This window comes from Microbispora sp. CSR-4, assembly GCF_008033685.1.
Taxonomy (GTDB): Bacteria; Actinomycetota; Actinomycetes; order Streptosporangiales; family Streptosporangiaceae; genus Microbispora.
On the sequence record NZ_VJVX01000025.1, the window covers coordinates 32,954 to 54,586 of the forward strand.

Annotated in this window: 26 protein-coding genes and 1 tRNA gene; 16 read left to right on the plus strand and 11 right to left on the minus strand. The window is 71.7% G+C overall.

The window, feature by feature from the left end; all coding sequences use genetic code 11:
- Positions 1–1,539, minus strand: coding sequence for a dolichyl-phosphate-mannose--protein mannosyltransferase (locus FLV34_RS19480; RefSeq protein ID WP_261985834.1), 1,539 nt, complete (start codon positions 1,537–1,539; stop codon positions 1–3).
- A 130-nt stretch (positions 1,540–1,669) separates the two neighbouring features.
- Here FLV34_RS19480 and FLV34_RS19485 point away from each other — a divergent pair, with 130 nt between their 5' ends.
- The 4 genes from FLV34_RS19485 to FLV34_RS19500 all read left to right on the plus strand — a co-directional run bounded on the left by FLV34_RS19485 (position 1,670) and on the right by FLV34_RS19500 (position 5,564).
- Positions 1,670–2,527: a neutral zinc metallopeptidase gene (locus tag FLV34_RS19485; RefSeq protein ID WP_142649482.1), complete on the plus strand. Its 858-nt coding sequence runs from the start codon at positions 1,670–1,672 to the stop codon at positions 2,525–2,527.
- 56 nt (positions 2,528–2,583) lie between these two features.
- Positions 2,584–2,880, plus strand: coding sequence for a type II toxin-antitoxin system VapB family antitoxin (locus tag FLV34_RS19490; protein ID WP_142649483.1), 297 nt, complete (start codon positions 2,584–2,586; stop codon positions 2,878–2,880).
- 90 nt (positions 2,881–2,970) lie between these two features.
- The gene (locus tag FLV34_RS42550) at positions 2,971–4,374 is read left to right on the plus strand and encodes an AAA family ATPase (protein WP_147943740.1); all 1,404 of its coding nucleotides are present in this window, start codon (positions 2,971–2,973) and stop codon (positions 4,372–4,374) included.
- Positions 4,368–5,564 carry a lipopolysaccharide assembly protein LapB gene (locus FLV34_RS19500; protein ID WP_147943741.1) on the plus strand — a complete coding sequence of 399 codons (1,197 nt, stop codon included), beginning with the start codon at positions 4,368–4,370 and terminating at the stop codon, positions 5,562–5,564. The genes FLV34_RS42550 and FLV34_RS19500 overlap by 7 nt, the downstream gene beginning before the upstream one ends.
- A 47-nt stretch (positions 5,565–5,611) precedes the next feature.
- Here the strand turns inward: FLV34_RS19500 and FLV34_RS19505 are convergent.
- The 4 genes from FLV34_RS19505 to FLV34_RS19520 form a co-directional block, all read right to left on the minus strand.
- A tRNA-Ser gene (locus FLV34_RS19505) sits at positions 5,612–5,699 on the minus strand.
- A gap of 61 nt (positions 5,700–5,760) precedes the next feature.
- The gene (gene tadA / locus FLV34_RS19510) at positions 5,761–6,216 is read right to left on the minus strand and encodes a tRNA adenosine(34) deaminase TadA (RefSeq protein ID WP_142649629.1); all 456 of its coding nucleotides are present in this window, start codon (positions 6,214–6,216) and stop codon (positions 5,761–5,763) included.
- 32 nt (positions 6,217–6,248) lie between these two features.
- Positions 6,249–6,731 (minus strand): tRNA adenosine deaminase-associated protein, encoded by a 483-nt coding sequence (locus FLV34_RS19515; protein WP_142649549.1) that lies wholly within the window; start codon positions 6,729–6,731, stop codon positions 6,249–6,251.
- A 15-nt stretch (positions 6,732–6,746) separates the two neighbouring features.
- Complete coding sequence (locus tag FLV34_RS19520) at positions 6,747–7,235, minus strand: tRNA adenosine deaminase-associated protein (protein ID WP_142649550.1); 489 nt, start codon at positions 7,233–7,235, stop codon at positions 6,747–6,749.
- A 138-nt stretch (positions 7,236–7,373) separates the two neighbouring features.
- On the opposite strand from FLV34_RS19520, the gene upp reads away from it, so the two are divergent.
- From upp to FLV34_RS19545, 6 genes are all read left to right on the plus strand, one after another.
- Positions 7,374–8,012 (plus strand): uracil phosphoribosyltransferase, encoded by a 639-nt coding sequence (gene upp / locus FLV34_RS19525; RefSeq protein ID WP_142649551.1) that lies wholly within the window; start codon positions 7,374–7,376, stop codon positions 8,010–8,012.
- 173 nt (positions 8,013–8,185) lie between these two features.
- Entirely contained in the window at positions 8,186–8,404 is a 219-nt protein-coding gene (locus tag FLV34_RS19530; protein WP_142649552.1) for a hypothetical protein, read from the plus strand.
- 75 nt (positions 8,405–8,479) lie between these two features.
- A complete protein-coding gene (locus tag FLV34_RS40565) occupies positions 8,480–8,656 on the plus strand; it encodes a hypothetical protein (RefSeq protein ID WP_168066201.1) in 177 nt (58 codons plus the stop codon).
- Positions 8,653–9,183, plus strand: a complete 531-nt coding sequence (locus FLV34_RS19535; RefSeq protein ID WP_030508643.1) for a PH domain-containing protein — start codon at positions 8,653–8,655, stop codon at positions 9,181–9,183. Before FLV34_RS40565 ends, FLV34_RS19535 begins: the two co-directional genes overlap by 4 nt.
- Before the next feature lie 138 nt (positions 9,184–9,321).
- On the plus strand, positions 9,322–10,644 hold the full coding sequence (locus FLV34_RS19540) for a helix-turn-helix transcriptional regulator (RefSeq protein WP_147943742.1): 1,323 nt from the start codon (positions 9,322–9,324) through the stop codon (positions 10,642–10,644).
- Between the two features lie 98 nt (positions 10,645–10,742).
- On the plus strand, positions 10,743–11,432 hold the full coding sequence (locus tag FLV34_RS19545; RefSeq protein WP_147943743.1) for a FadR/GntR family transcriptional regulator: 690 nt from the start codon (positions 10,743–10,745) through the stop codon (positions 11,430–11,432).
- A 24-nt stretch (positions 11,433–11,456) separates the two neighbouring features.
- Here the strand turns inward: FLV34_RS19545 and dnaN are convergent, their stop codons facing one another.
- The 3 genes from dnaN to FLV34_RS19560 form a co-directional block, all read right to left on the minus strand.
- Entirely contained in the window at positions 11,457–12,548 is a 1,092-nt protein-coding gene (dnaN, locus tag FLV34_RS19550) for a DNA polymerase III subunit beta (RefSeq protein WP_142649555.1), read from the minus strand.
- A gap of 68 nt (positions 12,549–12,616) precedes the next feature.
- Entirely contained in the window at positions 12,617–13,264 is a 648-nt protein-coding gene (locus FLV34_RS19555; RefSeq protein WP_142649556.1) for a response regulator transcription factor, read from the minus strand.
- On the minus strand, positions 13,255–14,754 hold the full coding sequence (locus FLV34_RS19560; protein WP_205830621.1) for a sensor histidine kinase: 1,500 nt from the start codon (positions 14,752–14,754) through the stop codon (positions 13,255–13,257). The genes FLV34_RS19555 and FLV34_RS19560 overlap by 10 nt, the downstream gene beginning before the upstream one ends.
- A 132-nt stretch (positions 14,755–14,886) precedes the next feature.
- Here FLV34_RS19560 and FLV34_RS19565 point away from each other — a divergent pair, with 132 nt between their 5' ends.
- The 4 genes from FLV34_RS19565 (at position 14,887) to FLV34_RS19580 (ending at position 17,927) form a co-directional block, all read left to right on the plus strand.
- The gene (locus tag FLV34_RS19565; RefSeq protein ID WP_147943744.1) at positions 14,887–15,762 is read left to right on the plus strand and encodes an ABC transporter ATP-binding protein; all 876 of its coding nucleotides are present in this window, start codon (positions 14,887–14,889) and stop codon (positions 15,760–15,762) included.
- Positions 15,759–16,508, plus strand: coding sequence for an ABC transporter permease (locus tag FLV34_RS19570; protein ID WP_147943745.1), 750 nt, complete (start codon positions 15,759–15,761; stop codon positions 16,506–16,508). The genes FLV34_RS19565 and FLV34_RS19570 overlap by 4 nt, the downstream gene beginning before the upstream one ends.
- 78 nt (positions 16,509–16,586) lie before the next feature.
- Positions 16,587–17,378 carry a helix-turn-helix domain-containing protein gene (locus FLV34_RS19575; protein ID WP_261985835.1) on the plus strand — a complete coding sequence of 264 codons (792 nt, stop codon included), beginning with the start codon at positions 16,587–16,589 and terminating at the stop codon, positions 17,376–17,378.
- Between the two features lie 84 nt (positions 17,379–17,462).
- Entirely contained in the window at positions 17,463–17,927 is a 465-nt protein-coding gene (locus FLV34_RS19580) for an SRPBCC family protein (RefSeq protein WP_142649559.1), read from the plus strand.
- Here the strand turns inward: FLV34_RS19580 and FLV34_RS40570 are convergent.
- Positions 17,911–18,072 carry a hypothetical protein gene (locus FLV34_RS40570; protein WP_187280670.1) on the minus strand — a complete coding sequence of 54 codons (162 nt, stop codon included), beginning with the start codon at positions 18,070–18,072 and terminating at the stop codon, positions 17,911–17,913. The two genes, FLV34_RS19580 and FLV34_RS40570, sit on opposite strands and share 17 nt — an antisense overlap.
- A 112-nt stretch (positions 18,073–18,184) precedes the next feature.
- On the opposite strand from FLV34_RS40570, the gene FLV34_RS19585 reads away from it, so the two are divergent.
- A complete protein-coding gene (locus FLV34_RS19585) occupies positions 18,185–18,919 on the plus strand; it encodes a metallophosphoesterase (RefSeq protein WP_147943747.1) in 735 nt (244 codons plus the stop codon).
- Positions 18,920–18,923: 4 nt separating this feature from the next.
- Here FLV34_RS19585 and FLV34_RS19590 read toward each other — a convergent pair whose 3' ends face one another.
- Positions 18,924–20,297 carry a carotenoid oxygenase family protein gene (locus tag FLV34_RS19590; RefSeq protein WP_261985836.1) on the minus strand — a complete coding sequence of 458 codons (1,374 nt, stop codon included), beginning with the start codon at positions 20,295–20,297 and terminating at the stop codon, positions 18,924–18,926.
- A gap of 13 nt (positions 20,298–20,310) precedes the next feature.
- Positions 20,311–20,883 carry a hypothetical protein gene (locus FLV34_RS19595; protein WP_142649562.1) on the minus strand — a complete coding sequence of 191 codons (573 nt, stop codon included), beginning with the start codon at positions 20,881–20,883 and terminating at the stop codon, positions 20,311–20,313.
- A gap of 78 nt (positions 20,884–20,961) precedes the next feature.
- On the opposite strand from FLV34_RS19595, the gene FLV34_RS19600 reads away from it, so the two are divergent.
- Positions 20,962–21,516 carry a PadR family transcriptional regulator gene (locus FLV34_RS19600; protein ID WP_142649563.1) on the plus strand — a complete coding sequence of 185 codons (555 nt, stop codon included), beginning with the start codon at positions 20,962–20,964 and terminating at the stop codon, positions 21,514–21,516.
- Positions 21,517–21,633 lie beyond the last annotated feature (117 nt).

Here is a 21,633-nt window from a genome sequence, read left to right on the forward strand (position 1 = left end):
TCAGATCCAGGAACGCAGCAGCATGCGGCTCAGCCAGGCGTCGTACGGCATGGGCACGGCGGTGAGCACGGGCGACAGCCACCAGAAGTTCACCAGCGCGAGCAGCGTGAACGCGCCCACCACCGCCGCCCCCGTGGAGCGCCGCGCGGCCGGCGCGCCCGGCGGCCCGAGGACGAGCCCGCATGCCAGCACGATCGCGAGGACCATGAACGGCACCGCCGGGAGGGCGTAGAACAGGTACATCGTGCGGTCGTCGGCCAGCGCGAAGTAGAACCACGGCAGCCATCCCGCGCCGTAGGCGAGCAGGACGGCGCCCGCCCGCCAGTCGCGGGTCGCCAGATACCACGCCGCCATCGCGACCAGCGCGAGCAGCCCGCCGTACCAGATCACCGGGGTGCCGGTCCCGAGGATCTCCTGCGAGCAGGAGGCGGCGCCGCACGTGCCGTCGGGCGACCGGTAGAAGAACGCGACCGGCCGCAGCAGCAGCGGCCAGGTCCACGGGTCCGACTGGTAGTCGTGGTGGGTGCTCAGCCCCTGGTGGAAGCCGAACACCTGGCTCTGGTAGTCCGCCAGCGAGCGGAGCGAGTCGAAGACGAAGTAGACCCAGCCGTTCGAGGTCGCGCGGTCCCAGTTGCGGCCCCATCCCCCGGCCGAGGCGAACCACCCGGCGAACGACGCGACGTACACGGCGACCGGCACGGCGCCGAGCCAGGCGAGGCCGAGCGGCCAGTCGAGGCGGGCCGCTTGCCGGTAGGGCCGGGACAGGCCGACGGCACGCCGTGCCCCGCAGTCCCAGACGAGCGTCATGACCGCGAACGCCACGACGAACAGCAGGCCGGTCCACTTGGTCGCCGACGCCGCGCCCAGGCACACCCCGGCCGCCAGCCGCCAGGGCCGCGGGCCGAGCCGGGGCGGAGGCCCGTGCAGGTCGGAGGTGCGATACCACTCCGTCAGGCGGGTGCGGGCCGCGTCTCGGTCGGCGACCAGGCAGGCGAAGCCCGCGAGCACCCAGAACATGAGGAAGATGTCGAGCAGCGCGGAGCGCGACAGCACGAGGTGCAGGCCGTCGAGGGCCAGCAGCAGCCCGGCGAGGCAGCCGAGGAGGGTCGAACGGGTCATCCGGCGGGCGGTCCGCGCCAGGACCAGCACGCTGAGCATGCCCGCGAGCGCGGCGACGCACCGCCACCCGAAGGGCGTGACGCCGAAAAGCCACTCGCCCGCCCCGATGAGCCATTTGCCGAGCGGGGGGTGGGCGACGTACGCGGCACACTCCTCGACCGTCCCGCACGCCTTGAACACGTCCGTGTCCCCGCGTACGAACGCCTGGTCGGCCCCGTCGGCGAACTGCCGCTCGACCCCGAACCTGATCAGCGAGTAGGCGTCCTTGGCGTAGTAGAGCTCGTCGAAGACGAAGGCGTGCGGAACATCGAGGCGATAGAAGCGGAGAAATCCCCCGAAAGCGGCCACGGCCAGCGGGCCGAACCACCCCCGCCCGCCCGGCATCGGCGGCACCAGCCGGGGTAAGGCGGTCAGAGGCACGCGGTGATCCTAACCCGGCAAAACCCGAAGATCAGGGCAAGACGGATCCGGCATGGCGGCCGCCTCGCATGATCACGCTTATCCAGGGCAGTAGCCCCGCCAAGCCACCACTCCATCAGGAGCGTCGCAGATGGATTTCGATGACCGAGCGCAACTCGACGCCTCGCAGGTCGAGGACGTCGGCCGTGGAGGAGGGTTACGCGGCGGGGGTCTGGCCGTCGGCGGCGGAGCCGCCGGCATCATCGCCCTCATCCTGGCCCTGATCTTCGGCGTCAACCCCGGCGACATCACGGGCCGCGACGAGCCCACCGGCCTGCAGCCGACCAGCGACCTGAGCGCGCAGTGCAAGACCGGCGCCGACGCCGACCAGTCGGAGAAGTGCCGGGTCGTGGGCGTCGTCAACAGCATCCAGAAATACTGGGGCGAGCAGATCGACGGCTATTCCGGCGCGAAGACCACGCTGTTCTCCGGCGGGGTGCAGACCGGCTGCGGCGCCGCGGACTCCTCCGTCGGCCCCTTCTACTGCCCCGCCGACAAGCACGTCTATCTCGACCTTTCGTTCTTCGACGAGCTCCAGTCGCGGTTCGGGGCCAAGGGCGGCCCGTTCGCCCAGGCGTACGTGATCGCCCACGAGTACGGCCACCACGTGCAGGACCTGCTCGGCACGATGAACCGGGCCGGCCAGGACCAGGGCGCGCAGAGCGGCTCGGTGCGGCTCGAACTCCAGGCCGACTGCTACGCCGGCGTGTGGGCCAAGAACGCCGTGGACACCGGCTTCTACGCCAAGCCGTTCACCGACGCCGACATCCAGGAGGCGCTCGACGCCGCCGCGGCGGTGGGCGACGACCACATCCAGGAGCAGATGCAGGGCAGGGTCAACCCGGACGCGTTCACCCACGGCACCTCCGCCCAGCGGCAGAAGTGGTTCACGAACGGCTACGCGTCGGGCGACCCGGCGCGCTGCGACACCTTCTCCGGGGGCATCTGAGACCGTGAATAGGGCCTCGGGCGCGAACCTTTGCGTCGTCTCCTAAACTACATACCGTGATCTTTAAGTTGGTCGGCGACGGACGGCCCTATCCCGAGCACGGACTGTCGTCCCGCGAGTGGGCGCAGATCCCGCCCCGGCAGGTCCGGCTCGACACTCTGATCACCACGAAAGCGGTGCTCGACCTGCACTCGTTGCTGGCCAAGGACTCGACCTTCTACGGCGACCTGTTCCCCCACGTGGTGCAGTGGAAGGGCGAGCTCTACCTGGAAGACGGCCTGCACCGCGCCCTGCGCGCCGCCCTCCACCAGCGCTCGGTGCTGCACGCCCGCGTGCTGGAGGTCCAGGACTAGGGCGCTTCCCGGGCGAGATCCACTGTCCGGCTGCTTCGGTAGCCTGACGGTCATTTGACTGACCTGCCCTCGAAAGAAGGGAGCCGGACAGTGCCCGACGACGCCGGACTCCACGCCCTCCGCGAGGCGGCTCGGCTGTCTCCCGACAACCTTCCCCTGCGACGCCACCTCGCCGAGCAGCTTCTGACCAAGGGCTACCTCGCCGAGGCCGAAACCGAGTTCCGCGCCGCCCTCGTGCTGGCGCCCCAGGACCCGGACGTCATCACCGGTCTCGCGGAGGCCTTCGTACGGCAGAGCGCGTACGGCGCCGCGCTGTCGGTGCTGGAACCGCTCCTCGCGGATCCCGGGCACGCGCCGCGCGCCGGGCTGCTCGCCGCGAGGGCGCTGCTGGGCGAGGGCGACGTGGCCGGGGCGGCGCGCCGGTATCACGACGCGGTCGCCCGTGATCCCTCGCTGGCCGACCCCGGTCTCGCCGAGCGACTGACGCCCCAGCCCCAGCCCGTCACACCCGCCCCGCCGTACGCGCCGGAAACGCCCCTTAACCGCGCAGAGGACCCCGACGACGCCGAGGCCGAGCGCTCGGGCGTCACGTTCGCCGACGTGGCCGGCATGGAGGCGGTCAAGGAGTCGCTGCGGGTGAAGCTCCTGCTCCCCGTCCAGCAGCCCGAGCTGTTCGCCGCGTTCGGCAAGCGGGCGGGCGGCGGCGTGCTGCTGTACGGCCCTCCGGGCGCGGGCAAGACCCACCTGGCCAGGGCCGCGGCCGGCGAGCTCGGCGCGGCGTTCATCAGCGTCGGGCTGGCCGACATCCTCGACATGTACATCGGCTCCAGCGAGCGCAACCTGCGGGCCACGTTCGAGATGGCCCGCCGCCACCGGCCGTGCGTGCTCTTCTTCGACGAGGTGGACGCGCTGGCCGCGCGCCGGTCCGACATGCGGCAGGCGCACACCCGGCAGCTGGTCAACCAGTTCCTGGCCGAGCTCGACGGCGTGGAGGAGCACGCCAACGAGGGCGTCCTGGTGCTGGCGGCCACCAACGCGCCCTGGTACATCGACGCGGCCTTCCGGCGTCCCGGGCGGTTCGACCAGATGGTGTTCGTGCCCCCGCCCGACGCCTCGGCGCGCGCCGCCATCCTGCGCATCCTGTGCCGCGACAAGCCGCTCGCCGAGATGGATTACGACGCGGTGGCGAAGGTCACGGACGGCTTCGTCGGCGCGGACCTCAAGGGCGTGGTCGACCGCGCGGTGGAGACCAAGCTGCGCCAGTCGATCAGCGCGGGCCGTCCCCTCCCGCTGACGACGAACGACCTGCTCACCGTGGCCCAGGCGACGCGGCCGACGGCCGTGAAGGAGTGGCTGGGCACCGCACGCAACTACGTGCTGCACGCCAACGACTCCGGCGCGTGGGACGAGCTGATGCCCTGGATCGACGGCAAGACCGGCAAGACCGGCATGACGGGCATGAAGGGCATGAAGGGCAGCAAGGGCAGATGGTGACCGCCGCACCGCTGGAGCGGGCGCGGACACTGCTGGAGCTGAACCGTCCCGCGGAGGCCGAGCGGGAGCTGCGGGGCCTGCTCGCCGAGGAGCCCCAGAACGTCAGCGGGCACGCCTTCCTCGCGGTGGCGCTGGCGCGGCAGCGCAGGCCGGCCGAGGCGATCGGCGAGGCCGCGGAAGCCGTACGGCTCGCGCCGGACCACTGGTTCCCGCACTACGTGGCCGGTCAGGCGTACTACCGGGCGGGCCTGCCCGGGGAGGCCGCCGAGGCGACACGGGCGTGCCTGGAGCTCGCCCCCGAGCACGCCCCGGCCTGGGAGCTGCTGGCCCGGGTGCACGTCGACGCCGCGCAGTGGCCGCAGGCCGCCGACGCGGCACGCCACGGGCTCGCCCTCGCACCCGAGGACGCCGACCTGGCCGGCCTGCTCGCGGTGGCCCTCACCATACTCGGCGACGCCGCCGGAGCCAAGGAGGCCGCCGCGAGGGCCGTGGGGCTCGATCCCGAGAGCGCCCTGGCCCACCTGGCGTACGGACGGGCGCAGCTCGCCTTCGGCTCACCCGGCGAGGCCGCCCGCGCGTTCCGCGAGGTGCTCCGCCTGTCTCCGGGGTTCGACCAAGCCAGGGATCTCCTGGTGATGGCGCTCAAGCAGCGCAACCCCGTCTATCGTCTGCTCGCGCGACTGCGCGGCACGTTCTTCGGCGGATGGCGGATGCTGCTCCTGCTGCCCGTCGCGCCTCCGGTCATCGCCCTGTTCGTCCTCATCGCGCTCCTGCACTGGGCGGCCTGGGTGGCCGAGGCGGTCACCACGCTGCGCCTGGCCCGCGCCAGGGCCACCCGGCTGCTCTTCGAGGGCGCGGAGGCGCGCACGGCCCTCGTGTGCTGCTGCCTGCCTGTCGTGGGCGCGGCGCTGCTCGTCACGGGCGTGGCGACCACCCAGGAGGCGGTGGGCACGGGCGGCGCGGCGATCATGGCGCTGGTCACCCCCGTGCAGGAGGCGGCGCACACGAGCGCGCCCCGGGGCCGGGCCCTCCTGTACGGCTGGGCGATCCTTCTGGGACTGGCCGCCGCCCTGGCGATGCTCCTGTCCTCCACCTCCGGCGCGCTGCTCACCGCCTACGCCGCGCTGGCCGGCATCTGGATCGCGGCCGGCGTACGGCGCCTGACCACCCCCCGGCCGAGCGCCCTCTGAACGCACGAGAGCCGCCGACCTGATCACGCAGGTCAGCGGCTCTTCGGTGGCGGTGGAGGTGGGATTTGAACCCACGGTAGGTTGCCCTACACACGCTTTCGAGGCGTGCGCCCTCGGCCACTAGGCGACTCCACCGCGCAGCAGCTTACCGGACGAACACCACTGCGCGTGCATCCGTTTTCTTCCGCCCGCCGGATCAGGCGCGGCGGTCCGAAAAGAACTCGGTCAGCACGGCCGCGCACTCGCCCGCGAGCACGCCCATGACCACCTCGGGACGGTGGTTGAGCCTGCGGTCCCGCAGCACGTCCCACAGCGATCCGGCGGCCCCGGCCTTCTCGTCCACCGCGCCGTACACGACGCGGTCCACCCGGGCGAGGACGGCGGCTCCGGCGCACATCGTGCAGGGTTCCAGGGTCACGACGAGCGTGCAGCCCGTCAGCCGCCAGTCGCCGGTCCGCGCCGCGGCCGCGCGCAGGGCGAGCACCTCGGCGTGGGCCGTGGGGTCGGCGCTCGCCTCGCGGTCGTTGCCCGCCACCGCGAGCACCTCTCCCGGCTCCCCGGAGCCGGGCCGCTGCGGGCCCAGCACGACGGCGCCGACCGGCACCTCGCCGCGCCCGCCCGCCCGTACGGCCTCCGCGAGCGCCAGCCGCATGGCGGCCTCGTACGCACCGGGCGGCGAGGCGGTCACCGCAGCCGGTCGAGCTCGTCGGCGAAGCCGAGCCGTTCGGCGATGAGGGAGAGGATGTCGGCGGGCAGCACGCCCTCTTCCATGCTGAGCTCCACGAGCTCCTCCGCGCTCAGCGAGAAGTCGGCGAGCAGCTCCAGGTCGCCGACCGGGCGGATGCCGAGGTCGGGCGCGTCCTTGTCGACCACGACGCCGGCCAGCTCGGCGAAGATCTCGCCCAGGGGGTCGTTCTGCACGGCGTGCGCGTCGGAGATGAACACGCGGGGGTCGAGGTCGTCCTCATAACGGATGATCGCGAACCACTCGTCCTCGACCTCCACGCACAGCAGCGCGAGCTCCTCGCCGCTGAGCCCGAGGGCCTCCTGCAGGGCGTCGCTCAGGTCGTCGGCGATCTCGGCCTCGCCGAGATCGACCTCGGCGCCGGCCCAGCGGCCGTCGATGCGGGCGAAACCGGCGGAGAAAAGGTTGGATCTGGAGGGCATTGCCGTCTCCCCAGGTCAGCCGATGGCGGCGTCGACGGCGCGTTCGAATGGCTGGGAGAAGCCCAGCCGCGCGGCGATGCTGGACAGGACCTCATCGGGCAGCAGATCGAGGTCGCCGGACAGCGCGCCCAGCTCCATCTCGTCGAGCCCGAGGTCGGCGAAGATGGACAGGTCCCCGGCGGGAAGGACGCTGTCGAGCTCCTCCTCCTCGGGGACGGGCACGTCGAGGTATTCGAGCACCTGCTGCGCAAGCGGCCACTCCCAGGCGGCCGTGATGTCCGAGAGGAAGACGTCCACCTGCTCGCCGAAGACCCGTAACGCCACGAAGAAGTCATCCCCTACGGCGACCATGCCAATCGTGGTTCCCATGCTGGGGGTCTGGCGGAGGGCGTGGATGAGGCCGTCCAGGTCGGAGGTCAGCGCCACCGGGAGCATCTCCGCTTCCCAGTGGTCCTCCTCGCGATAGACAACGATGGCGAAGTCAAGAGTGTCCACGTCTGTCATCGTCTTCCCCACCGCACGGTCTTCACGCAGGCAATGGTCGCAGAATCGGAGTCGCACCGTATGGCGCTCGCTCCAAATCGTGATCAAAGACTCAGCCGGCGTCGAGGCTTTGCCCAGGAGACGGTAACTTCTGTTCCCATGGAGACCCTCGTCGTCGACCACCCGCTCGTCGCACACAAGCTCACCACCCTCCGCGACGTGCGGACCGACTCGCCGACGTTCCGCCGTCTGGCCGACGAGCTGGTCACGCTGCTCGCCTACGAGGCCACCAGAGACGTCCGGGTCACCGACGTGACGGTCGACACACCGCTCGCGACCACCCATGGCGTACGGCTGGCGCGCCCCGCGCCGCTCGTGGTGCCGATCCTGCGCGCAGGGCTGGGGATGCTCGACGGGATGACCCGGCTCCTGCCGACGGCCGAGGTGGGCTTCCTCGGCATGATCCGCGACGAGTCCACGCTGAAGGCCCAGACCTACGCCACGCGGCTGCCGGAGGACCTGTCCGGCCGGCAGTGCTACGTGCTCGACCCGATGCTCGCGACGGGCGGCACCCTGGCCGCGGCGATCAACTTCCTGTTCGACCGCGGCGCGCGGGACGTCACCGCGATCTGCCTGCTGGCCGCGCCCGAGGGCATCGCCTACCTGGACGAGGCGTTCCGCGGCGGCGACCGGCCGATCCGGGTGGTGACGGCCGCCCTCGACGAACGGCTCAACGAGAACGGCTACATCGTGCCCGGCCTCGGCGACGCCGGCGACCGTCTGTACGGCGTCGTCTGACCTCCCGCCACACCGATTCCCTCCGGGGTGATTCCCGGGGGTCTGATTTCCCTTCCTTTCCACGTGGTCCGTCCACATCCCACCTGTGGTTACACTACGCGCCCGGTAGGGTACTCAGTGTGATGACGACGTCACCTCGCGCTCTCGCGAGCGGCGCGCCACCAGGGAGAGCGATGATCCAGCATCCGGCCGACGAGCCCTACGAAGAGCTCGAGGCCCTGCTCAGGGACGAGTTCGCGGAGGTGCATCCTCCCGCGACGGTGACCCGGTGTGTTCAGGCGGCCCACCACGGCGCCATCGAGGTCACCGGACAGGCGCATCCCGCGCTGGTCGAGCGCATCGCCCGCAAGCATCTGCGGGTCCTGGCGACCGCCGCGGCGGAGCGGGGCTGACCGTCGTCACGATCACGAAAACCCGTTGGCGATTAGCCGCTTTACCAAACGGGGCGTCTGGGTAATGTATTGGTCATGGGAGTGGTGACGGCGGTGCAGGCGAAGAAAGTCATCAAGTGGACGCTCATCGTGTCGGCGGGCTTCTACCTGCTCACAAGACCGATTGACGCGGCTCACACGGTCCATGGGGCCTTCAACGGGATCATCAACGCGGCCGACTCGATGGCGCAGTTCTTCGCAACCCTGACATGAGACTTGTGACCCACGGGGACTCGGCCCCGTCGTCGGTCAACCGTTACCTCCTCCCCCACGAACAGCAAGTCATCATGGTCCGGCGCCACCCCGCCGTCCTCCTGCGCCCTATCGCCGAGATCTTCGGCGGCCTCATCCTCGCCGGAGTCCTCAGCAAGTTCCTGAGCGACAACGGCGCGAGCCAGGCCCTCGCCCTCGTCTGGTGGGCCTGGCTTCTGCTGCTGGTTCGTTTCGTCTGGAAGGTCGCGGAGTGGTCGGTCGACTACTTCGTCGTCACCTCCCAGCGCATGCTTCTCACCACGGGCCTCATCACGCGCAAGGTCGCGATGATGCCCCTGAGCAAGGTCACCGACATGAGCTTCCAGCGCTCGCTCCTCGGCCGCATGCTCGGCTACGGCGAGTTCGTGATGGAGTCGGCCGGCCAGGATCAGGCCCTGCGCACCGTCCCCCACATCCCCTATCCGGAGACCTTGTACCTGGAGGTCTGCCAGATGATCTTCCCCAGCAAGGACGGGGACGACGACTGACCGAAGGCCCTCCGTCCGATATCTCGACACCGTGATCGAACCTTCATCGTCGTGATTCTTGACGGAGGGTTACACGATTCGGTCGCTTCGTGCCATTATGGCGACACTATTGACCCTTCCCCCGCCCTGAGAGATCAGATGCCGAGTCAGGGAACCATCGGCGACCGCGTCCGCGGATTGCGGTTGAGCAGGCGCATGTCACAGGCCCAGTTGGCCGGACCCGACCTGTCGGACAGTTACGTCTCACTCATTGAGTCCGGAAAGCGGACGCCTACGCCCGTCGTCGCCCGGCTGCTCGCCGAGCGGCTCGGTTGCACCACCGAGTTCCTGCTCCACGGGATCGAACCTCGGCAGCGCATCGACACCGAGCTCGGCCTGCGACATGCCGAGCTCGAGCTGTATCACGGCGATCCCACCGTGGCGGCCGACCGCTTCGGGGAGATCGTCAAGGCGGCGGGTGAGGACAACGCCATGCTGGCCGCCCACGCGCGCCTCGGTGTGGCGCGGGCGCTGGAGGCCCAGGGCCGCATCGGCCGGGCCGTCGAGGCGTACGAGCGGCTGCGCCGCGAGGCCGCCGCGCACCCCGAGCGCCTCGCCGACCTGCCGCTGACGGTGGCGCTGTGCCGCTGCTACCAGCGGGCCGGCGACCGGCTGCGGGCGCGCGACCTCGGCGCCCAGGCGCTCGGCCAGATCGACCGGATCGGCGTGATCGAGGGCGAGCTGGCCACGGAGCTGGCGCTGGCGCTGGTGGAGACCGAGACCGGCCTGCCGTACGTCGAGCGGGTGCTCTCGGCCGCGGGCCCGGCGAACGCGACCGACCGCAGCGCGGAGGTCCTCGCGCTGTGGCAGGCCAGCGTCACGGCGGCCGAGGGCGAGGACTCGGCCCTGGCCGTGCAGCTCGCCGAGGACGCCCTCGCGGCGGGCCGTCCGGCGCGGATCGCCGTGCGGCGCGCCCGCATCGCGATGCACTGGGCTCGCATCACTGCGGCGAATCCCGAAGGCGCCGATTTGGACCGAGCCAACGCTCTGGCGCAGTCCGCGGCGGACGTTCTGGCGGGGTTCCCGGCCGAACGGCAGGATCACGCACGGAGCCTCGTAGTGCTGGGTTTCGTACGGTTCCGGACCGGAGACACGGAATCCGCAGCCGAGCTCGCCGGTCAGGCACTGGATCTGTTGGACGGCGCCAAGGGGACCACCGCGGCGACCGCGAACATGATCCTGGCCGAGATCGCCTTGGCACGGTCCGAAGATCCGGCCGCCGCGCTGGACCGCGCGCACGACCTGCTGGACGGCGAGACGCCCGACCGGGAGACCGCCCGGGCCTGGCGCATGCTCGGCGACCTGTGGGGCCAGGCCGGTGCCCTCGACCGGCAGACAGGGGCATATCGTAGAGCCCTGGAAGCGGTCGGAATCCGCGTGAACATACCGGGCTCCATGACCACGACGGTGCTCGCTCGATAGCCTCCCTGGGGCTCCGGACTTGTGCTGGAGGCTCTGGAATAATGAGGGTCTACCACTCATTCCATCATCGGATGATTGGCAACCCAAAGGAGGCTGACGTGAGCCTGCGGACGGCGCAGCGGGCGTCTCTCGTGGACCAGGTGATCGACCAGCTCAAGGAGCAGATCACCTCCGGCTCCTGGCAGATGAATGCCAAGATTCCCACCGAGACGGTGCTCGCCGAGCATCTCGGAGTCGGCAGGAACACGGTGCGTGAGGCGGTCCGCGCGCTGACGCACGCCGGGCTGCTGGAGTGCCGCCAGGGCGACGGCACGTACGTGCGGGCCACCAGCGAGCTGTCGGGTGCGATGGCCAGGCGGCTGCGCGCGGCCGAGCAGCTGGAGATCCTGGAGGTCCGGCGCGCCCTGGAGGTCGAGGCGGCCCGGCTCGCCGCGACCCGGCGGACCGACGGGGACATCGCGTCGATCGAGGCCGCGCTGGCCGAGCGCGAGAAGGCATGGTCGGGCGGCGACCCCGACGCGTTCGTCGAGGCCGACCTCGCCTTCCACGTGGCCGTCGTCGAGGCCACGCACAACAGGGTGCTGATCGACCTCTACATCGACTTCTCCGCGGCGCTGCGGGCGAGCATCGCGGCGGCCGGCGGCTCCCTGGAGCAGAACTACATCCCCCACGACGCGATCGTGCGCGCGATCGTCGCCGGCGACGCCACCGCGGCCGAGCGGGCCGGTCACGCCTGCATGGAGCACATCCTCATCGCCCTCACCGACTCCGCCGCCATCCCCTCCTGAGCCCCCGCCCGGCGGCGAGCGTGCTCAGCCGAGCCGCAGGGACATGACGAGATAGCGGAAGCCGGGGTCCTCGCCCTCGTCGGTGATCAGCGAGGGGCGGGTCGGCGAGTCCATGTGGATGCGCGCCCGCCCGGTCTCGACCCCCGCCAGCCCGTCGAGCAGGAAGTGGGGCTGGAAGGCGATCTGGATGTCCGGGCCCGCCAGCTCGGCCTCGACGACCTCCGCGCCCCTGCCGATGTCGCCGCCCCCGGCCTGGATCAGCACCTGCCCCTGGGAGAACGACAGCCGGACCGCGGCGTTGCGCTCGGCGACCAGCACGACGCGCTTGACGGCCTCCACGAACGGCGCGACCTCCACGTCGGCGTGGTTCGTCCACTCGGAGGTCAGCCGGGACCGGTAGTCGATGAACTGGTCGTCCAGCAGCCGCACGGTCGTCGTGCGTCCCTGGCTCTCGAAACCCGCCACGTTGTCGCCCAGGCCGATCGCCACCTCGCCGCCCCGCAGCGATCGGGCCACCTCGACCAGCACCCGCGCCGGCACGACCACGCCGTGCCGCGCGTCCTGCCGCTCGGGATGCCACAGGAACTCGGCGGCGGCGATGCGGTAGCGGTCGGTCGCGGCCATCGACACCCGCGGCCCCTCGATGTCAACGCGGATGCCGGTCAGCATGGGCAGCGTGTCGTCGCGGCTCGCGGCGGCGGCCACCTGGTTGACCGCGGTGGCGAACGCGCCGCCGCCCACGGCGCCGACCTTCGGCGGCATCGGCGGGATCACGGGGAAGTCCTCGTCGGGCATCGTGATCAGGCCGAACTCCGTGCTGCCGCAGGTGAGCACCGCCTCCGAGCCGCTTCTGACGATCTCGACAGGCCGGGCGGGCAGGCTGCGGGTGATCTCGGCGAGGACCTTGCCGGGGATCAGCACCCGCCCCGGCTCGGCGACATCGGCCTCGACGTCGGCACGGGCCGACACGTCGTAGTCGAAGGCGGACACCCGCAGGTCGTCACCCGCCTCAAGCAGCAGGCCCGCGAGGACGGGCACGGCGGGCCGGGCGGGCAGCACCCGGGCCGCCCACGCCACCGCGTCCGCCAGAACGTCGCGGTTCACCTGGAATTTCATCCCGACCTCCTGCCTGTGCCACAGCTCGCTCCCAAACGTAGCGGGCAGCACCGACAATCCCGGCGGCGCTACTTGCTGTTGAGGAAGGCGAGCACGGCCAGGACCCGGCGGTTGTCGTCGTCGGAGGGCGCGAGGCCCAGCTTGGTGAAGATGCTCGCGGTGTGCTTGCCCACCGCGCTGTCGCTGAGGAACAGCCGCTGCGCGATCGCGGCGTTCGATCTGCCCTCGGCCATGAGTTCCAGCACCTCGCGCTCCCGGGGGGTGAGGCGGCCGAGCGGTTCGTTGCGCGCGTTGCTCGCCAGGAGCCGGGCGATCACCTCGGGGTCCATGGCCGTCCCGCCGCCCGCGACCCGGCGTACGGCGTCGACGAACTGCTCGCCGTTGAACACCCGGTCCTTCAGCAGGTAGCCGACGCCGCCGGACCCGTCGGCCAGCAGCTCCCTGGCGTACAGCTGCTCGACGTGCTGGGAGAGCACGAGGACCGGCAGGCCGGGCACCTGCCGCCGCGCGGCCAGCGCGGCCTGCAGCCCCTCGTCGGTGAAGGTCGGCGGGAGCCGTACGTCCACGACGGCGACGTCGGGACGCTCGCCGACCAGGGCGGCGAGCAGCTCGGGGCCGGACTCGACCGCCGCGACCACCTCGAAGCCGTGTGCGCGCAGCAGCGCGACCAGCCCCTCCCTCAGCAGATGGAGGTCTTCGGCCAGCACTACACGCACGCGCCGTTCTCCGTTTCCCTGTTCCGCACCGTCGACGCCAGCGCGATGGCCAGCAGGCCGCCGCCGAGCGCAATCATGCCGACGATGACCGGCCACTGGAAGGGCTCGGGCACGTGCAGGGCCAGGAACCACGACTTCACCGGCGATCCCACCAGCTTGAACACCATCGCGACCAGCCCCTGCGGGAACAGCGGGATCGGCCACAGCACCCAGCACAGGCGCCCGAGCAGGCGCCACGGAGTCGTCGGCGCCGGCCGCTGCCGGAACGCCCGGGGCAGTTCGATGACGGCCGTGGTCGGGCCGCCCACGGGGCTGTTCACCGCGAGGACGCCGTCGAAGGCCCCGAGCCTGCGCTCGATGCCGCGCAGGCCGGTGCCGCGCTCGGGATCCGCACCGCCGTGGCCGTCGTCGGTCACCGTCACGCGCAGCGCCGGGCCCTGCGTGCTCAGGTCCACCCACGCCTCGGTCGCGTCGCCGTGCCGGGCGGCGTTGGCCAGCAGCTCGCTGACCGCGAAGTACGCCGCCGACTCCAGCGGCGCGGAGGCGCGCTCGGGCAGGTCGACCGTGACGTGGACGCGCAGCGGGCTGTCCAGGGCGAGGGCGCGTACGGCGTCGCCGAGGCCGCGCTCGGCCAGCACCGGGGGATGGATGCCGCGCACCAGCCGCCGGATCTCCTGCAACGCGGTCGCCGACGCCTCCCTCGCCTTGCCGAGCAGCGCCCGGGCGGCCTGCGGGTCGCTTTCGAGCAGTTGCTCGGCCGCGCCGATCGTCATGCCGATCGCCACCAGGCGGGCCTGGGCGCCGTCGTGCAGATCGCGCTCGATCCGGCGCAGCTCGGCGGCCTGGGAGTCGACCGCCTCGGTGCGTGCGGCGTCGAGGCGGCTGACCCGCTGGGCCAGCCTGGCCTTCTCGGTCGGCCCCAGCAGGGCTGCGGCGAACTGGCCGTGCAGGCGCACGGCCCACGGCGCGTACCAGGGCGCGGCGATCATCGCGAGCAGGATCCAGACCACGCCCATCGCCGCGTTGCCTCCGGCCGCCCACGCGACGCCGTACGCGACCGCGAGCAGCGGTGCGGCGACCACGAAACCGCCGGCCGCCGGCGCGGAGAGCAGGAAGGCGAGGTCGCGCCAGGTGGCGGGGTCCTTGGTCATCCAGTTCCACCGCTTGTTGAAGGCCGGGATCGTGGGCTTCCTGTAGAGGGTGCGGCCGTCGCGATACCAGCCGTCGGCCTGCGGGACCGGCGGGGGGGGCTCGGGCCGGTACGGCTCGTCGATCGCGATGCCCGACCAGCGGGCGGCCAGCACGCGCTGCCGCCGGGTCACGGCCCGCGCGAGCCGTACGGCCGGGGGAAAGACGATCACCAGGCCGATCAGGAAGGTGAGCAGCACCGCGGTCAGCATGGCCAGGCCGGCGGCCAGGCCCAGCAGGGAGAGGCCCGCGAGGGCGGTGCTGCGGGCCAGGGCGGTGAGGGTCGAACGAGGTGCGGCCATGAGTCCAGTCTGGGCGCTGACGCCGGGTGGGCACAGTGGCCGAAGGCGCACGATGGGGGTGGAGGAAAGTGCACCCCCATCGGGTCCACAGCCGCATTCTCCGCGGACCGTCCGATTCCTAGCGTCTTTGCCATGGCAATCATCACCGTGGACCACCTCCGCAAGACGTACGGAACGCGGGTCGCGGTCGAGGACGTGTCGTTCTCCGTGAAGGAGGGCGAGGTCTTCGGCATCGTGGGCCGCAACGGGGCAGGCAAGACGACGACGGTCGAGTGCGTCGCCGGGCTGCGCACCCCCACCGCGGGCACCGTCACCGTGGACGCGGACCTGAAGGAACAGGTCGGCGTGCAGCTCCAGGAGTGCTCGCTGCCCGACAAGATCCGGGTCGGGGAGGCGCTGGCGCTCTACGCCTCGTTCTACGCCCGGCCGGCCGACTGGCGGGCCCTGGCCGAGGAGGCCGGCCTCGACCTCCGCGCGCCCTTCGGGAAGCTGTCGGGCGGGCAGCGCCAGCGGCTGTCGGTCGCGCTCGCGCTGGTCGGAAGCCCGCGCATCGCGATACTCGACGAGCTCACCACCGGCCTCGACCCGCGCGCCCGCCGCGAGACCTATGACCTGATCGCCCGGATCAGGGAGCGCGGCGTCACCATCCTGCTGGTGACCCACTTCATGGAGGAGGTGGAGCGCCTGTGCGACCGGGTCGCGGTCATCTCCCGGGGACGGGTGCGGGCGGTGGACACCCCCGAAGGGCTGGTCGCCCGCGCCGGCGGCGAGCAGCGCCTGGTCTTCCACACCGCCGAGCCGGTCGACGCCCTGCGCGCACTGCCCGAGGTGGCGTCCGTCACCGTCGCCGACGGCGCGAACGCCCCGGAGGTCACCGTCACCGGCACCGGCGAGCTGCTCAGCGCCGTCACCGCCGTGCTGCCCCCGTCCCGTACGCGTGGCCTGCGCATGGAGCGCACCACCCTCGACGACGCGTTCCTCGTTCTGACCGGCCAGGAGGAGTCATGACGAAAGCATTCGGAAAGCTCGCGGCCGTGGAGGCCCGGCTCTTCCTCCGCGAGCCGATGGCGGTGTTCTTCGCGCTCGTGCTGCCGGTGGGGCTGCTGCTGGCGCTGGGCACGACGATCCCCGCCTTCCGCGAGGCGGATCCCTCGCTGGGCGGGCAGCGGCTGGTGGACGCGCCCTTCACGGCGATGATGGTGCTGCTGTCGGTCGTGACGCTCGGGCTCAGCGTGCTGCCGGCCGGCCTGGTGCTCTATCGGGAGCGCGGCGTGCTGCGGCGGCTGTCCACCACGCCGGTGCGGCCGAGCGCGCTGCTGTCGGCCCAACTGCTGATCAACGTGGTCGTGGCCGTGATCGCCACCACGCTGACGCTGATGCTGGGCCACCTGGTCATCGGGGTGCCGCTGCCGGGCTCGCCCTGGGCGTTCGCGGGCGTCTTCGTCCTCGGCACGCTCACCATCCTCGCCATCGGGCTGCTGCTGTCCGCCGTCGCGCCGAGCTCCCGGGTCGTGCAGGGGGTGGGCGCGGCCCTCATGTTCCCCCTGCTGTTCCTCGCCGGGATGTGGCTGCCCCGGCCGCTGATGCCCGAGGTCCTGCGCCGGATCAGCGACTTCACCCCCACGGGCGCCTTCGGGCAGGGGCTGATGGACACCCTGGGCGGACACGCCCCCCAGCCGCTCCACCTCGCCGTACTGGCGGGCTGGGCGCTGGCCGCCGGTCTCGCCGCCGCCCGGCTCTTCCGCTGGGAGTAGCCGATGCGGCCCGTACGGCCCGGCGCCTACCTCACAGGTAATCGCCGGGCCGATCGGCGACCGGATAGCGTCCAGGGCGTGACCGTCGCAACGCCCTATCAGCGGTCGTTCGGGGAGCTCCTGCGCCAGTGGCGCGAGCACCGGCGGATGAGCCAGCTGGACCTGTCCAACCGCGCCGAGATCTCCACCCGGCACATCAGCTTCCTGGAGACCGGCCGGGCCACGCCGAGCCGTGACATGGTGCTCCACCTCTCCGAGCACCTCGATCTCCCGCTCCGGGAGCGCAACCACCTGCTGCTGGCCGCGGGATACGCCCCCGTCTATGGCGAGTCTCCGCTCGCCTCGCCGCAGATGGCGGCGGTGTACGACGCGATCAGGCGGCTGTTGTCGGCCCACGATCCCTTTCCCGCCGTGGTGGTGGACCGGCTCTGGAACCTCGTCGACGCCAACGACGGCATCGGGCTGCTGGCGGAGGGCATCGACCCCGACCTGCTGGGCAACGTGCTGCGGGGCAGCCTGCACCCCGAGGGGCTCGCCCCGCACATCGTCAACCTGGGCGAGTGGCGGGCGCACCTGCTCGGCCAGCTGCGGCGGCAGATCACGCTCACCGCCGACCCGCGGCTCGCCGAGCTGTACGCCGAACTGCGCGAATATCCCTGCGACCAGCCCGAACCCGAGGTGGAGCTGCCCGGCCCCGGGGACATCCTCGTGCCGCTCCGGGTGCGGCGGGCCGGGCGGGAGCTGTCGTTCTTCAGCATCGTGGCGACCTTCGGCACCCCGCTCGACATCACGGTCTCCGAGCTGGCCATCGAGTCGTTCTATCCGGCCGCCCCCGCGACGGCGGCGTTCCTCCATGGCAGCTCTTCGTGATCGTCCGGAGATCATCCGGCGTCCGTGCGGCGATACGGCCCTGCCACAATTCCCTCAACCAAGATCCAGGGTGAGGAGACCGGGGTGCCCGCACGGGTGCTGACCAACACGTTCCACGTGGACGCCGCGCCGGAGGAGGTCTTCGAGCACCTCACGACGCCCGAGAGTTACATCGGCCTGTCGCCGCTCGTGGTGGCCGTGCGCGACGTCGACCGGTCGGAGCCGGGGGTGGTGCGTTACACCTCGATCGAGCGGTTCCGCTTCCTCGGCCTGAAATACGACAACCCCATCGCCGTCACGCTGCTGACCGAGCGCACGGCCGAGCGACTGTCCGTACGGGGCCAGGTGGACAGCCCCGGCGGCGTGCGGATGGGCTACCGCTTCGACCTGTCGCCGGAGGACGGCGGCACGCGCGTGGACGACCGGCTCGACCTGAGCGCGCCGTGGCTCGTGATCGGCTTCGCGGCGGGCCAGGCGCGGAAGGTGCAGCTCGCCAGGGCCCGCATCCTCGCCGAACGCCTGTCCGGGCGGTCTACCCGCGGTTCGTGAACGACTCCTGCGACCGCCCGCGCCAGATCGGGGTCTGTGCCGCGGATCGCCGCTCCAGCTCCTCGTTGAAGGCCCGGATCTCCGGGACGTCCTCGACGCCGGTGGTGATGATGCCGCAGGTGGTGAGCTCGATGTCGTCGTGCATGCCGTGATGCCGGCGTCCGGCCGCGACAGCCCTGTCACGGTCTCGGTGAGATCTGCCTCACACGATCCTTGCGTGAGAAGCTGGAGTTCCCATTCCGCACGGGAGGTATCACATGCTCGTGCTGGCGCACGTCAGTGACATCCACATCGATGGAAGCGAGCGGAACACCTCGCGTGCCGCCCGCGCGCTCACTTACGCGCGGTCGCTGCGGCCCGACGCGATCGTGCTCACCGGCGACCTCGCGGACCACGGCGCGGTGGAGGAGTACGAGACCGTCCGCGAGCTGATCGCCGGTGACGACGTGCCGCTCGTGCTGTGCCCGGGCAACCACGACACCCGCGGCGACCTCCGCAAGGTCCTGCTGGAGCAGGACGGCGACCGCCCGGTCAACCAGGCGCTCAACCTCGCCCACGCGACGATCGTGCTGTGCGACTCCAGCATCCCCGGCCGCCCCGAGGGCGCGCTGGACGACGACACCCTGGCCTGGCTCGACTCCGTGCTCGCCGCCACACCCGGCGTCCCCGCCTTCGTCGGGATGCACCACCCGGCCGTCGCACTCGGCATCCCGTACGTGGACGGCATCCGGCTCGGGCGGCCGGAGGGGCTGGCGGAGGTGCTGGGCCGCCACCCGCATGTCGTCGCGGTGCTGGCCGGGCACGCCCACACCGCGGCGGCGACGACGTTCGCCGGGCTGCCGCTGCTGGTCGCGCCGGGAGTGGTGAGCACCGCGCTGCTGCCGTCCGAGGCATCGGGGCGTCCTGCGCTCGACTACGACCTGCCTCCGGCCATCGCCCTCCACGTGCTGGACGACGGCCGGATCACCACTCACTATCGCCCGGTTCCCTGATCTTTCACGGAGCCTCGTCGGGGATCCACGAGCCGTGGAACCCGGCCGGCACCCGGCGCGGCAGCCGTACGGACGCCACCCGGGCCAGGTCCGACGCGTCGAGCACCAGCAGCTCGGCACCGTGCTCGGTGGTCGCGATCGACAGCAGCCAGCCCTCGTCCTCGGCCCCGGCGTCCGACGCGGGGACGAACACGGCCTCGCCCGGCGAGGGCTCGCCCGTCTGGTGGGCCCGGCTCGTGCCGTTCGCGGTGTCGTACTTCACGATCGCGTCCTTGCCGACCGCGTAGACATAACGGCTGGTCAGGCCGGTGCGCGTCTCGTTGATCGTGGGAAACTCGACGTCCAGGTCGTCGAGCTGCTCGTCGCGCGCGACGCCGGTGGCGGGGTCGAGCGTCCAGCGGTGCAGGGCCGCGCCCCCGGTGTGGGCGGCCGGGCTGGCCGCGCCGCCGATGGTCGGCCAGAAGCCGCAGAACGCCCCCGGCGAGTAGCGCACCGCGTCGACGACGACGCGCCCGTGGTCGTCCTCGCTCGCGTTGCCCACATGGAAGACGTAGCAGGGGTCGATGTCGAACCACCGCACATCGCCGGTGGCGCGGCTCATCACGCCCAGCCGCGCGCCGTACGCGTCGTCCCACCGGTACGGCATGCCCCGGCCCACCAGGGCGAAGTCGAAGACGACCGGCAGGTCGAGCCACACCACGTGGTGCCGGGTGATCGCGAAGTCGTGGGCCATGGTGGGCCCCGGCACGTCGATCGGCCGGCTCTCCACCAGCTCGCCGCCGGCCGACAGCCGGTGATAGGTGAGGTAGGGCTTGGCCCAGCCGTACCCGAAGAAGTGCAGCTCCCCGGTGATCGGGTCCTCCTTCGGGTGCGCGGTCATCGCGGTGGCCAGCCTCCCCCCGAAGTCGCAGGGGCCGACCGTGTCGAGCTCGCGCGTCATCTCGTACGGCAGGCCGTTCTCCACGAGCGCGAGGATCTTGTCGGCGTGCCGGATCACATGGGTGTTGGCGGGCACGGCCGCGAGGTCCACCCCGCGCTCGTGCACGTACGGCGCGCCGGCGAAGCGCTTGGTGCGGACCCAGCGGTTGCGGTACCACTCGGCCCGCCCGTCGCGCAGCCGGATGCCGTGGATCATGCCGTGGCCGACGAACCAGTGCCCGCCGTCCTCCCCGGGGCGGGGGTTGGGGCCGTTGCGGAAGTAGCGGCCGGTGAGCTCGGGCGGCAGCGTGCCCTCGACGGGCAGGTCGATCGCGTCGATCTCGTCGGGGACGGGAGCGAGGCGGCCGGTCAGGTAGGAGGCGGTCGGCTTCATGGTCGTCGGCTCTGTGGTCGTCTGTGTCGTGGTGGTCGGTGTCGTGGTGGTCGGCTGCGTTGTCATGGCGGGGCTCCGATCAGGCGGCGTAGCGGGCGCGGACGATCTGGGGGTAGCGGATGGTGAACAGCGCGGGGAGCGCGAAGCCGCAGACCTTCACCGCGATGATCGCGACGGTGGCGTGCGGGGCGAAGGCGAACAGCAGGGCGAGGCCGACGGCGTTGAGGGTGAAGCCCACCGCCCACACAGCGGTGATGACGGCGTTGACCCGGTAGAACAGCGGGGTCGCCTGCACCTCTGCCGGGGTCGTCCGGCGGGCGATGCCCAGCGTGAACGGCTTGCGGATCGCCAGCGACCCCCAGGCGGTGAGCGCCAGCCAGGCCACCGAGACGGCCGGGCCGTACTCGCCGAAGGGCGCCGGCATGATCGTGAACGCGGCCAGCGTCAGACCCGCGAAGAACACCCCCGAGCTGAGCTCGATGACCAGCTCGTCCCAGCCGCGCCCGCCCCTGCGGTCGGCGGCGAGCAGCACGAGCGAGACGAGGAGCGCGGCCGTGGCTCCGAGCCTGGCCTCGCCGTTCGTGCTGAGGACGGCGAAGGCGATCCACGGGAGGAAGGTGAGGACGTAGCGAAGCACGGGGGGTTCCTTCATTCGACGTTCCATCAGTGACATGTCGAACGTAGAACCTCCACTAGCGACATGTCAACACAGGAATGTACGATCGGAGCCATGAGTCTTCGTCATGCCATGCTCGGTCTCCTGTCGGCCGGGCCCGCCAGCGGCTACGACCTGCTGAAGACCTTCGAACTGTCGCTGGAGAACGTCTGGCCCGCGACCCAGAGCCAGCTCTACGCCGAGCTGGGCCGGCTGGCCAAGGAAGGGCTGGTGCGGGTCGCGGCGGAGGGCCCGCGCGGGCGCAAGGAATACGAGATCACCGAGGAGGGCCGGGCCGAGCTACGCCACTGGCTGGTCGAGGTGCCGCCCACCATGTCCCGGCGCAGCGACATGCTGCTGCGGGTCTTCTTCCTCGACCAGGTCGGCGCCGACGCCGCCCGCGGCTATCTGGAACGGCTGGCCGAGCGGGCCGTCCACGAGCACGACCAGCTCCTCGGCATCCGCGAGTTCGTCATCGGCCAGGGCGGCGACGCGCTGCGGCTGTACGGCGACATCGCGCTGGAGTGGGGCCTGCGCCTGACCGCCGCGCAGCGCGAATGGGCCGAATGGGCCGCCGCGCGGATGGCGGAGCTGGAACCCGAAAAGGCCGGTCGGCCTCGGGCCGAGTAACGACCTCCGGGGCCCGGCGCTATCCCCGAGCCGTCCTCGGGCCCGGGGCCGAGTGACGCCTTCCCGGGCCCCGCGCCGTCCTCGGCCCTCGCGAGGAATCCCGTGCCCACCGCCTCG